13 protein-coding genes are annotated in these 12,687 nt (G+C 37.8%); 10 read left to right on the top strand and 3 right to left on the bottom strand.

The window, feature by feature from the left end; all coding sequences use genetic code 11:
- Positions 1 to 132: 132 nt before the first annotated feature.
- On the bottom strand, positions 133 to 1,821 hold the full coding sequence (gene ggt / locus BLW74_RS20010; RefSeq protein WP_089696176.1) for a gamma-glutamyltransferase: 1,689 nt from the start codon (positions 1,819 to 1,821) through the stop codon (positions 133 to 135).
- Between the two features lie 202 nt (positions 1,822 to 2,023).
- On the opposite strand from ggt, the gene BLW74_RS20005 reads away from it, so the two are divergent.
- Complete coding sequence (locus tag BLW74_RS20005; protein WP_089695618.1) at positions 2,024 to 2,989, top strand: NAD-dependent epimerase/dehydratase family protein; 966 nt, start codon at positions 2,024 to 2,026, stop codon at positions 2,987 to 2,989.
- 84 nt (positions 2,990 to 3,073) lie between these two features.
- Positions 3,074 to 3,826 (top strand): polysaccharide deacetylase family protein, encoded by a 753-nt coding sequence (locus tag BLW74_RS20000; protein WP_089695615.1) that lies wholly within the window; start codon positions 3,074 to 3,076, stop codon positions 3,824 to 3,826.
- A gap of 126 nt (positions 3,827 to 3,952) precedes the next feature.
- Here the strand turns inward: BLW74_RS20000 and BLW74_RS19995 are convergent, their stop codons facing one another.
- Both BLW74_RS19995 and BLW74_RS19990 read right to left on the bottom strand, forming a co-directional pair.
- The gene (locus BLW74_RS19995; RefSeq protein ID WP_089695613.1) at positions 3,953 to 5,158 is read right to left on the bottom strand and encodes a metallophosphoesterase; all 1,206 of its coding nucleotides are present in this window, start codon (positions 5,156 to 5,158) and stop codon (positions 3,953 to 3,955) included.
- A gap of 65 nt (positions 5,159 to 5,223) precedes the next feature.
- A complete protein-coding gene (locus tag BLW74_RS19990) occupies positions 5,224 to 6,297 on the bottom strand; it encodes a 3-oxoacyl-ACP synthase III family protein (RefSeq protein WP_089695610.1) in 1,074 nt (357 codons plus the stop codon).
- A gap of 101 nt (positions 6,298 to 6,398) precedes the next feature.
- Here BLW74_RS19990 and BLW74_RS19985 point away from each other — a divergent pair, with 101 nt between their 5' ends.
- The 8 genes from BLW74_RS19985 (at position 6,399) to BLW74_RS19950 (ending at position 12,683) form a co-directional block, all read left to right on the top strand.
- Entirely contained in the window at positions 6,399 to 6,968 is a 570-nt protein-coding gene (locus BLW74_RS19985; protein ID WP_089695606.1) for a hypothetical protein, read from the top strand.
- Positions 6,969 to 6,971: 3 nt separating this feature from the next.
- Positions 6,972 to 7,703 (top strand): bifunctional demethylmenaquinone methyltransferase/2-methoxy-6-polyprenyl-1,4-benzoquinol methylase UbiE, encoded by a 732-nt coding sequence (gene ubiE / locus BLW74_RS19980; protein ID WP_089695603.1) that lies wholly within the window; start codon positions 6,972 to 6,974, stop codon positions 7,701 to 7,703.
- A gap of 3 nt (positions 7,704 to 7,706) precedes the next feature.
- The gene (gene porT / locus BLW74_RS19975) at positions 7,707 to 8,489 is read left to right on the top strand and encodes a type IX secretion/gliding motility protein PorT/SprT (RefSeq protein WP_089695600.1); all 783 of its coding nucleotides are present in this window, start codon (positions 7,707 to 7,709) and stop codon (positions 8,487 to 8,489) included.
- 34 nt (positions 8,490 to 8,523) lie between these two features.
- Entirely contained in the window at positions 8,524 to 8,931 is a 408-nt protein-coding gene (locus tag BLW74_RS19970) for a FlxA-like family protein (RefSeq protein ID WP_228424981.1), read from the top strand.
- Positions 8,931 to 9,218, top strand: coding sequence for a cell division protein ZapA (locus BLW74_RS19965; RefSeq protein ID WP_077415090.1), 288 nt, complete (start codon positions 8,931 to 8,933; stop codon positions 9,216 to 9,218). The genes BLW74_RS19970 and BLW74_RS19965 overlap by 1 nt, the downstream gene beginning before the upstream one ends.
- 233 nt (positions 9,219 to 9,451) lie before the next feature.
- A complete protein-coding gene (gene rny, locus BLW74_RS19960) occupies positions 9,452 to 11,017 on the top strand; it encodes a ribonuclease Y (RefSeq protein WP_185116374.1) in 1,566 nt (521 codons plus the stop codon).
- Positions 11,018 to 11,090: 73 nt separating this feature from the next.
- The gene (locus tag BLW74_RS19955) at positions 11,091 to 12,332 is read left to right on the top strand and encodes an MFS transporter (protein ID WP_089695594.1); all 1,242 of its coding nucleotides are present in this window, start codon (positions 11,091 to 11,093) and stop codon (positions 12,330 to 12,332) included.
- A gap of 168 nt (positions 12,333 to 12,500) precedes the next feature.
- Positions 12,501 to 12,683 (top strand): hypothetical protein, encoded by a 183-nt coding sequence (locus tag BLW74_RS19950; protein WP_089695591.1) that lies wholly within the window; start codon positions 12,501 to 12,503, stop codon positions 12,681 to 12,683.
- Positions 12,684 to 12,687 lie beyond the last annotated feature (4 nt).

Raw genomic sequence — 12,687 nt, 5'->3', positions numbered from 1 at the left:
TTATCTGAAAACATGATGAAAGTCATTAAAAAGAAGTTTACAAACAGAAACTCCGGTTTGATTTTAAAAGGCAAATGCCTTTTTTTAAAACCAAACCGGAGCTGTATATTCTTTGAATGGTGTAAAATATAATTATTCCACCGCTACAGAATCATCTCCACGGCCATCTGCCACAGCATGAATATTTCCTTTTTCATCAAGAACAATCATTTCTGTTTTCCCAATGTATTTTGTCTTTTCAATGATATAATTCTTATTTTTCAGTTCAGAAATAGTGCTTTCGGGGAAATTATTTTCTACGGTAATCGTTTCCGGCAGCCACTGATGATGGAATTTCGGTGCATTCACCGAGGTATTGGCATTCAATTTAAAATCTATTACATTTACGATAGATTGATAGACCGAAGTCGGAATTGTGGTTCCTCCCGGCGTTCCCACAACCATAAAAGGCTTTCCGTTTTTAAGAATAATGGTTGGAGTCATAGAAGAAAGCATTCTCTTATTTGGCTGGATAGAATTGGCTTCTCCTCCCACAGCTCCGAACATATTAGGTACACCTGGCTTGATGGAGAAATCATCCATTTCATTATTTAAAAAGAATCCCGCTCCTGTTACCAGTACCTTACTTCCATAATATCCGTTAAGAGTGGTGGTTACAGAAGCAGCATTTCCATCTTTGTCTAAAACGGAAATATGAGTAGTCTGCATAGATTCTTTGGGCTGTTCTATGATTTTACCCACTTCTGCACTTGGAGTTGCTTTATCAAAGCTGAAGCTTTTCCATCTTCCTTTCAGATAATCGTCAGAAATCAGGTAAGAGGTTTTGTCCTGAATAAAATCCGGATCCCCCATGTATTCTGCTCTGTCTGCATAGGCTCTTCTTTCTGCTTCCGCCATGATCTGAACCGCCTTTGTAGAGTTTTGCTGGTATTTTTCAAGGTTTTCAAAACTTGCCATTCTTAGCATCTGGGCAAGAAGAACACCTCCGCTTGATGGCAAAGGCATGGTAACAACGTCATTGCCTTTATAATCAAATTGCAAGGCTTTTCTTTCGGCCACTTTATAATTTTTAAGATCTTCAAGGGTGATAATTCCATTGCCTCTTTTCATTTCGGCAACCAGAAGATCAGCGGTTTTTCCTTCGTAGAAACCTTTAGCACCTAGTTTTTGGATTAGCTTTAGTGTTTCTGCCAAATCTTTTTGAACCAGAAGATCTCCGGCTTTCCAAGGAGCGTCTTTTACAAAAATGATGGAAGATTTATTATGCTTCTGAAACTTTTCCCTCTGGCTGTTCAGCATGTCTGCTTCTTTGTCTGTGATGGCAAAACCTTTTTCGGCAAGGTCAATAGCAGGCTGGATAATTTTTTCCATAGGAAGTTTACAGTATTTCAGCGTAGCAAAAAATCCCGCAACACTACCGGGGATTCCTACAGCCAGTCTGCCGTTTTGAGAAAGGTCGGTATCTGCTTTTCCTTTTTTATCTATATACATGTCCCGGGAAGCTTTTTTAGGAGCGGTTTCGCGGTAATCCAATGTGAATTTTTCACCATTGCTTTTTACCCCTACCAAAAATCCGCCTCCTCCTATGTTTCCTGCCTGAGGATAAACCACAGCAAGAGCGTATTGAGTAGCGGTAACGGCGTCATAGGCATTTCCACCCATCTTTAAAATTTTGGCTCCCGCTTCACTGGCCAGCGGATGTGCAGAAACTACCACACCTTTATTCTTGACCTGTACTTCCTTGATTATATTGATATCTGTAAACTGAGCCCAGCTAAGTTGAGCCGCTAACAGCATCGAAGCAATTAAAATCTTCTTCATATGATTGTTTTTCTTTAAAACAAAATTATTGAATTTTAAGTTAATCACAGCGTGATCATTATCGCATTTGATTTTTTCTTGCATTGAGACTATCTGATTAAAGATCTATGCAGTTTACAGGGACTATGTTTTTAAATACACCTTTATTATTATGGTTGGCATGTTTTTTTTACTTTTGTACAATTCTAAAAAAATCTGAAAAATGGAATCCTATACGGAAAGAATACTGATTACAGGTGCCTTGGGACAAATTGGTACCGAACTTACGAACAGACTTGTTGAAATCCACGGAGCTGAAAACGTGGTTGCTTCAGGATTAGACAGATGGCAGGAAGGAATTACTTCTGCCGGACACTATGAAAGAATGGATGTTACCAATACCCAATTGGTAAGACAGGTGATTCATGATTATGAGATCACTACAGTGTATCACCTGGCTTCACTTTTATCCGGAACTTCGGAAAAGCAGCCTGTCTTTGCATGGAAGCTGAATCTTGAGCCGCTGCTCCATTTTTGTGAAATGGCTAAAGAAGGGCTTCTTAAAAAGATTTTCTGGCCAAGCTCAATCGCTGTATTTGGAAAAGGAATTCCAAAGCATGATGTGGGACAGGATGTAGTGCTAAACCCAACCACTGTTTATGGAATCTCTAAAATGGCAGGGGAGAAGTGGTGCGAATATTATTTCGACAAATATGGAGTAGATGTAAGAAGTATCAGGTATCCCGGATTGATCTCGTGGAAGACTCCTGCAGGGGGCGGAACTACAGATTATGCAGTTGAGATTTTCTACAAAGCCATTGAAGACGGAAAGTATACCAGTTTTATTTCCGAAAATACAGGAATGCCGATGTTGTATATGGATGATGCCATCAATGCAACCTTGAAATTAATGGATGCTCCGAAAGAAAGTGTAACGGTTCGCTCGTCCTATAACTTAGGTGGAATGTCATTTACTCCTAAAGAACTGGCAGAAGAAATCAAGAAAGAAATTCCGGATTTTTCTATTGATTACAATCCAGATTTCAGACAGGCCATTGCAGATTCATGGCCAGCATCAATTGACGATTCTGTAGCGAAAAAAGACTGGGGTATGACGTACGATTTCGGAATTTCTGAAATGACAAAAGATATGATTAAGAATCTGAAAGTAAAATTGGGAAAGATTTAATTATGTAAAGTTTTACTTTAATTAAAAATTTATTTAACATCTGATTTTTAATATTTTACAAAATTTATATAAAATTTAATTTACATGGTATTATTAACTTTTAACATCACAGAAATAGAAGCCTGTGTGAAAAACGGCACCGAAATTACTGCTGATGAGAGACTGAAAATTACAGAAGATAATACCAAAGCAATTCTTAGAATTTTAGATATTCATGATATCAAATCAAGTTTTTTTGTAGAGATTTCTCTTACCGGAAAACTTCAGAATTTAATAAAAGCAATTTCATCCAAAGGGCATGAAATTGCTTTTTATAATAAAGGATCGAATCCCGAAGAAATTGAAAATGCTAAAAAGAATATTCAGGATCTTTTGGAAAAGCAGATCAGGGGAATCCGTCAGAAAGATGTGAAAGTCTCACAGGAAATCTTAAAGCTGATGGAATTCAATTATGTTTCCAATATTGATAATGCCAATATTCTTTTTCCTTTTAAAAGACTCAAAAGAGACACGGTAATTACAGAAGAGGACGGATTGAGTATTGTTCCGGAAAGTATCTCTCCGTACAGCCAGCTTCCTTATAATGATTTTGTATTTCAGATTCTGCCGATGAAGTATTATCAGAATATGGTTTTGGAGACCTTGCAGAACGAAGAGTTTGTGCTGATCTATCTCAATACATGGCAGTTTACGGATTTTAAAAAATACCGTTTTGATATTCCTTTTTACCGAAGTTTCTTTTCGGGCAAAAAAATGGAGGACAAATTAGATGCCCTCCTTACCTTCCTCAATAGCAGGGAAATGGCTACTTCCCGCATGAAAGATTATATTTTTTAGTTTTTAGTGTGCTGGGATAAAGAGAATTCGAAATTTAAGATTAAAGGTTTAATGTTTTATATGAGTACTAATAAAAAATTACGATTACAAGAAACCTGCAGCCAAACAACGTACAGCTCCCGAATCTTAACTCAATTCGAAAAGTGTAATCTCTGGCAGGACGCCCACTCTTCCCGGATATCCCAATACCCCAAAGCCTCTGTTTACGTACAGTAGTTTTCCTTCACTTTCATATAAATCAGCCCATTTTGGGTATCTGTACTGTACCGGTGACCATTTTACATTTTTAAGATCTAAGCCAAACTGCATTCCATGGGTGTGTCCTGAAAGGGTCAGGTGAATGTTGGAAGGGTGTTTTTTTACCACATAATCAAAATGGGTAGGGTCATGGCTCATTAAAATTTTGGTGGCAGATTCAGGCACGCCTTTTAAGGCATCATCTATTTTTCCGAATTGTGGGAAAGGTTTGAGCCCCCAGTTTTCAACACCGAGAATGTAAATCTTTTCTCCGTTTTTCTCAATCACTCTGTGTTCGTTTCTCAGCATGTCAAAACCAGCCTGCTTTTCGTAGTCGATGAGGGTGTCCAGGTTCTTCTTTTTGGCTGCAGGGGATTCCCAGGTTACATAATCTCCGTAATCGTGGTTGCCTAATACCGCAAACTTGCCGTCTTTCGCCTTAATTTTTGAAAATAAAGGGATAAAAGGTTTAAATTCATCTGAGACATTATTGACCATATCTCCTGTAAATAATACTAAGTCTGGTTTTTGCTCATTGATCAGATCTATAGCATGCTGCAGCTTACTGGGATCAGAAAAGCTTCCGCTGTGAACATCGGAAATCTGAATGATCTTGTAGCCTTTAAAACTTTTCGGCAGATTGGTGAAATTGACCCGTACTCTTCTTACTTTGTGTCTGTATTTTCCGAATGTAATTCCGTCTATGAAAAGTGCTGAAAGAACTCCGCTCATTCCAAGCCCTACAAGGCTCAGAAACTTTCTTCTTTCCGGAAAGAAGTTCTCCGTGGGCTTCGTAAAACCAATAAGATATCCTCCTATTCTGAAAAGATCATCAATTAATAAAAAAAGAACCACGAAAATTTTAGGAAGAATAAAGATCAAAAATAAAGAAATCATGATCTGAGCCCGTACCATGCTTCGGTCTGACCTTTGGTAATGAGTAACTTCATAAGCGAAAATAGCATACACCGTTAATGATATGGCCCAATATCCGATTCTGATCCAGAAGTTGTCCGTAAGTGTTTTGACAGCCTGGTAAATATATACTTCCAAAAAGAGGAAGATTCCGGCGATGATTAAAAAATTTTTTTGCATGTCTGATCAAAAAAAGCACAAAGAATAAACTTCCCTGTGCTTTTATATTTTTAATGGTTTAAATATTACTTTTTAGGAAATCTATAAACGATAGCATTGATGTTCATTCCGGCACCTACCGAAGTCATAACAACGTTACCATTATCTTTAAACGATTGACCCTCCATTTTTCCTTTAATTATTAAATCATACATGGTAGGAATGGTAGCCACGGAAGTGTTTCCGAACTCCTGAATGGTCATAGGAGAGATCGCATGATCATATTCTTTCACATCATAAAGCTTGTGAAGTCTTTCAATCATTGCATAATCCATTTTAGCGTTAGCCTGATGTATTAAGATTTTATCTATATCTTCAATAGAAAGACCTGCATCTGTAATAGTGTCCTTAATAGCAACCGGTACGTTCTTAAGAGCGTACTCATAGATTTTTCTTCCCAGCATTCTTACATAAAGACGTTTCTGATCTACTTCTTTGTTGATGGATGGGGCGTTTTCAAGATAGTTCAACTCCGGTCCGTTGTCACAGATTGTATTATGAGCGATGATTCCTACATTTTCATCGTCAGTCGCTTTTACTACTACCGCTCCTGCACCGTCAGCAAAAATCATTCTGTTTCTGTCATGAGGATCTGTTACTCTGCTCAGTGTTTCTCCCCCAATTACAAGAATTGTTTTAGCAACCTTAGCCTTAATCAGATTATCAGCCAAAATCATAGCTTCTACCCATCCCGGACATCCGAAAAGCATATCATAAGTTACGCATTTTCTGTTTTTAATACCCAGTTTATTCTTCACTCTTGCTGCCATGGTCGGCATAAAATCAGCATATCCGTTTTCGGTAACTTCCCCGAAATTACTTGCATAGATAATATAATCCAAATCTTCGCCGTCTACTTTTGCATCTTCAAGGGCAATTTTTGCAGCTTCATAACCGATTTGTGAGTTGGAAAGATCATCTTCAATGAATCTCCTGTTTTCGATTTCTGTAATCTCTACAAATTTCGCAATGGTCTCTTCCACAGGCTTTTCAATCTTTACTCCGTCTTCTGTATAAAACTCGGAATTCATGAAGTAATCTCTACCAATAACTCTGTTCGGAATATAAGATCCAGAGCCAATAATGATCGTATTCGGCATTCGTTTATATGATTTTTTTAAAGATGCAAAGTTAATAATTAATATTAATAACAGAGAATTAAAAATATTATTAAATTTGCAAAAATTGTACTTTACAATCTATGAAAAACAACTCGTCCTTAAAAGGCTTACTTATTGCAGCTGTGGCGTTTATCGTTGCCTTTGGGATCTACTTCCTTTTTTTAGCCAAGAAGAATTATTATGTTGTAGATAATCCTACCCCGAATACGTATTACTTTAAGATCAATAACGGATCTGAAGGAATTATCTCTGCCGGGCAGTATGTGCATGTGGATTTGAATAAAGGGAAAAACTCTATTCAGGTTTTTGATCAGAACAAAAAAATGCTTTATGATTCAGCATTTGAAGTGAATAAACTTCGTGGTCTTATTAATATTACCCACCAGGATTATTATATAAACGATCAGTATTACGGATACAATCTTAAAAAAGATTCCCTGCTGTCGGCCCTTGATAAAACTGTTATTGACGGAAAGGATTATTACGGCGGAGCAAGACGCTTCAATAAGCTTTATACAGAAGATTTTTATTACAATGTAGATGAAGACTATGACAAAGTGATCAAGAATATCCAGCAGGTGGAATCAAGATCCAAAATCTTCAGAAAGCAGGATTACCTAAATTATTACAAAGAATATTACAAGTTTTAAGTTTTGACAAAAGATATCACCAAAGTTACTCCCTACAATTCGGAGGCTACAAAGAAGAGCCAGGTAGAGGATATGTTCGACAACATCGCACCGAAGTACGACCTTCTGAACCATGTTTTATCCATGAAAATTGATGTTTTGTGGAGAAACAAACTGGTAAGATGGATGAAAAATGATAATCCGCAGGAAGTGCTGGATGTGGCTACAGGAACGGGAGATCTGGCAATTGCTATTGAAAAAGGAACCGGTTCTAAAGTAGTTGGATTAGATTTATCACAACAAATGCTGAATGTTGGCGTTATTAAAATAAAAAAACTTAAATTAGACGGCAAAATTTCCATGCAAAAAGGAGATGCAGAAAATTTACCTTTTGAGGACAATAGATTCGATGCTGTTTCCGTTGCATTTGGAGTAAGGAATTTTGAAAACCTGACCAAAGGTTTGGCAGAGTTAAGAAGAGTAGTTAAAGATAACAAAAGTGTTTATATACTGGAGTTTTCAAAGGTTGAGGGTTTCATGGGGCCATTGTATATGTTTTATTTCAAAAATATATTACCTGCCATCGGCAGACTGGTTTCTAAGGATAATAGGGCGTATACATACCTTCCGGATTCTGTAAATGCTTTTCCTTTCGGGGAGAAGATGAAGCAAATTCTTTTAGATACGGGATTTAAGAAAGTTGAATATAAAAAATTAAGTTTAGGTATAGCCACAATTTATAAAGCAACAAAGTAACCTATGAATAAATTTCTATTAAAAGCACTGGTTTTAACCTCAGTAAATGTTGCCGTTTTTGCAAACGCGCAATTCAGAACCCGAAACAGAATGGATAAGCTGGAAGATTTCGACGAACAGAAATTCAGTTGGGGGTTTTATTTGAACGGGAACAGACTGGATTACCGCATTGTTTTGCATCCGAAGTACGGGATGAATGATAATGAAAACCTTGTTACCTCTAAGGAAAGTTATAGTTTCGGTGCCGGGCTTATTGCAAAATGGAGACTGAACGACTATCTTGACGTAAGAATAGAACCAGGTTTACAGTTTGCACAAAGACAGTTGACTTTTAATACTCAATCCAATGACATCTATGCAGGCGGGTCTCTGACCAATCCTCCTTTTATGCCATTTCCTCTGCAGGAAAAAGATAGAGTAAGAGAAATTAAATCTACCCTGATTGATATTCCTGTATTGTTGGAGCTTCATGGTCAGAGATGGTACAATTCAAGACCTTACGTTGCGGCCGGGGTAAACTATGTAGTAAACCTTCAGTCTAACGCAACTTCTACTGATGACAACATGCAGGGAATCTACAGATCTACCACACATAATTTTGCCTGGTCTGCAGAAATGGGAATTCAGTTTTATTTCAACAAGTTTAAACTGACTCCTGCCGTAAGAGGTACTTTCTTCATGAACAATGAGAAAGTGGCAGATAATGCTACAACACCGCCTTACTGGGCATCTGCAATTTCTACGTTACAGACCAGAGCTGTCATGTTCGTTTTGAAATTTGAATAAAAAATATTTCATTGAAAAATAGACAGGAGGTGCATTGGCACCTCCTTTTTTGTTGTTATATCAAAATATAGAGTGTTTTATTTTTGTTAGTGTTATTATTTTTTTATTTTTGCTTTTAGTTAGAATATACAAACCTGAAATGCTTCAAGATTTAGAAAACAATTTTTCAGAATTAGAGAGAAAGATTTCGACTCTGCAAAAGAACTATAAAAATCTTACGGAAAATTTAAAAGAATTAAGTATTGAGCATGAAGAATTGAAGAAGAAATATGATGAGGAAAGAAGAAAAAATCAGGTATTAGCAGAAGAACAAAAAAATATAAAACTTTATTCAGCAATATCAGGAAATCCTGAACACAATAGGTTAATGAAAAACCATATCAACAGATTGGTGAAAGAAATTGATTTCTGTATTGCTCAGCTTCAAAACAGTGGATTATAATGGAGATAAGGAGAATAACCGTCAACATTGCAGGAAGAGTGTATCCGCTGAACGTACCGGCAGCAGAGGAAGAAACGCTGCGTAAGGTAGGGAAGCAGATCGAGAATATGATTAAAGATTTTGAACAGAACTTCGATGTAAGAGATAAACAGGATGCTTTGGCAATGTGTGCCCTGAAACTGGGAACCAATGCAGAAGTGGTTTCTCTGAACTACGAAAAAAATATTAATTCTACCAACGAAAGGTTAACGCAGATTAATCAGTCGTTGAATGAAATCGGGAAATAGATTTTTTTTCCTGAAAAGTACTGCCTACAATAATTCTAACACATTAAAGGTAAACTCAACGCTAAACAATTACCGAACAAATGTCCATTGAATGGCGTGCCGGATCTCCGGATTACAGACAGTGGAAATCAGTTCAAATCGTGTTGATTAGGAGTTTACTCTCAATCTCTGGATTATTGTGGGCTTTTTTTATTGAACAAGGATATGAATACAATTAAAACTCAATATAAATTATGATAGAAGTTATAGTAGGTGTTGTTTGTTTAGTAATCGGGGCTGCAGTGGGAATACTTTTCTCCAGAAGCTCTCTGAATACTAAGGCAAAGTTCATCATAGATGACGCTAAGAAAAACGCCGAAAACCTTATAGAAAAAGCTAACGTACAGGCTGAATCCATAAAGAAAGAAAAGAACCTTCAGGCCAAAGAAAAGTTCCTGGAGCTGAAATCCCAGCATGATGCCGATATTCAGGCCCGCGAAAAGAAAATGCAGGAGATTGAAAAGAGAACAAAAGACAAGGAGCATAAGCTGAATGACGAACTTAGCAAGACCGGAAAACTTGAAAAAGACCTGGATAAGCAGATCGCTGACTATGCTAAAAAGACCGAAATCCTTGAAAGAAAACAGCAGGAATTAGATACAGCTAACGCCAAGAAAGTAGAAATACTGGAAAAAATCTCTAATTACACCGCTGAAGAAGCGAAAGCAGAATTGGTAGAAACCATGAGAGCCGAAGCAAAAACAAGAGCGCAGGCACACGTTCAGAGCATCATGGAAGAAGCTCAGATGAATGCCAAAAACGAAGCGAGAAAAATCGTTATTCAAACTATTCAGAGAATCGGAACCGAGCAGGCTATCGAAAACTCAGTATCAGTTTTCAATATTGAATCTGACGAAGTAAAAGGTAGAATCATTGGTAGAGAAGGTAGAAACATCCGAGCTTTAGAAGCCGTAACAGGAGTAGAAATTATTGTTGACGATACTCCGGAAGCAATTCTTCTTTCATGTTTTGACCCTGTAAGAAGAGAAATTGCAAGATTATCTCTCCACAGATTGGTAACCGATGGCAGAATTCACCCGGCGAGAATCGAAGAAGTAGTAGAAAAAACAAGAAAACAGATCGAAGAGGAAATCATTGAAGTAGGAAAAAGAACCATCATTGATTTAGGAATCCACGGATTACACCCTGAACTGATCAAAATCGTAGGGAGAATGAAATACCGTTCTTCTTACGGACAAAACTTACTGCAGCACTCAAGAGAGGTAGCAAACATTGCCGCTACAATGGCTGCTGAGTTAGGATTAAACGTAAAATTAGCCAAAAGAGCAGGTCTTTTACACGATATCGGTAAAGTGCCTGAGCAGGAATCAGAACTGCCTCACGCTCTTTTAGGAATGCAGTGGGCTGAGAAATACGGTGAAAACCCTGAAGTGGTAAACGCTATTGGTGCTCACCACGATGAAATCGAAATGAAATCATTATTATCTCCGATCATCCAGGTTGCCGATGCGATCTCAGGAGCAAGACCGGGCGCAAGAAGACAGGTATTGGAATCTTACATCCAGAGACTGAAAGATCTTGAATCTGCTGCGTTGAGCTTCGATGGAGTATCCAGCGCTTATGCAATTCAGGCAGGTAGAGAACTGAGAGTAATGGTAGAGAGCGGAAAAGTAAATGATGAAGTTGCTTCTCAGCTTTCATATGATATCTCAGAGAAAATTCAGAATGAACTGACGTATCCGGGACAGGTAAAAGTAACAGTAATCCGGGAAACAAGAGCTGTAAATATTGCCAGATAATACACCGAAAAAGATATTTGATAAAAACCTTTCAAGAAATTGAAAGGTTTTTTATTTTTATCAAAACTTAAAAATGCAAGAACTGTCCCTGTCTTCAAAACTGAAGTACATTTTCTCTATTCCCGTTATTATTTCTGCCTTAGGCTATTTTGTAGATATTTATGACCTGCTTTTGTTCGGAATCGTTAGAATTCCCAGTTTAAAGGCATTAGGCCTTAATCCTGATGCGGATGGAACCTTCATTCTGAACTGTCAGATGGTAGGGCTTCTTCTCGGAGGTGTTTTCTGGGGAATTTTCGGGGATAAAAAAGGAAGGCTTTCCGTACTTTTTGGTTCTATTCTGGTATATTCCTTAGCCAATATTGCCTGTGGCTTTCTTCCCTATTTTCCAAAAGAGCATTTGGTGTACCAATATGCCGGTTTAAGGTTTATTGCGGGTATCGGGCTTGCCGGAGAGCTGGGAGCAGGAATTACACTGGTTTCTGAAAGTCTGCCGAAGAATTTAAGAGCCATCGGAACCTCGGTAGTAGCCGGTTTTGGATTAATGGGGGCTGTAGTCGCTCAGCTCACTGTAGAACTGGCCGGAGGCTGGAATATCTCTTACATCATTGGTGGAGTTATGGGAATCTTATTACTGCTGTTGAGAATAAGTGTATCCGAATCCGGAATTTACAAGAATATTGTCCATAAAAATGTATCCAAAGGGAATTTTCTATCCTTTTTTACCCATAAAGACCGCCTGATACGATATTTAAAATGCATTGCAGTGGGGCTGCCTACCTGGTATTGTATTGGCATTCTGGCGGTTTTAGCGAATCAGTTTGCCCCGGAATTAGGAATTAAAGAGATCAATCCCGGAAAGGCCATTATGTGGGCCTATGTAGGAATTTCTGTAGGTGACCTGTTAAGCGGTTTCATCTCTCACGCATTAAAATCACGTAAAATGGCCATCTTCTATATGCTGATCTTTACCCTTATTGGCGTGGTAATCATGCTGTTTGGCAATACCAATACGGAAACCAGATACTATATGTTCTGTGTATGGCTGGGCTTTGGAACAGGATATTGGGCGATGTTTGTGACGCTGGCAGCAGAGCAGTTTGGAACAAATATCAGAAATACAGCAACCACAACTGTTCCCAACATGGTAAGAGGGTTAGTGCCTGTGATGATCTTTGCATTTGATTCTCTCAAGGGGCATTTTCCGGTGGTGGAAAGTGCGGCTATCGTAGGAGTGGTAGTATTCGGGCTTGCTTTTTATTCTTCACTTACCATTTCGGAAACGCATGACAGGGATCTGGAATTTACAGAATAATTTAATTTGTTTAATAAATAAGATCGTCATAATCCGTATTTTGGATATAATAATGAATTTATAATCAGTAAATTATTAATTTTTTTAATTGTTTTTGTTGCGAGTATTTAATATTTGTTTAACTTTGGGAAGTAACTAAAACTATATTGTTTAATCAAACTAAACCACATGAACATTATGAAAAACGCTAAAAAGCTGAGAAAACAAGACCTGAAAAATATCACTGGTGGAGTAAGCGGTAAGCCGGATCTGTCTCTTTGCGGATGCAGCTGCTCAGGTGCGGTTACAGGCCCTGATTATTGCTCTATTTATATCGGCTGCCCACAGGTTTATACCTGCGGGGAGATTTAAGAAA

This window comes from Chryseobacterium culicis (assembly GCF_900108365.1).
Classification (GTDB): domain Bacteria; phylum Bacteroidota; class Bacteroidia; order Flavobacteriales; family Weeksellaceae; genus Chryseobacterium; species Chryseobacterium culicis.
This window is presented reverse-complemented; position numbering and strand designations above follow the sequence as displayed.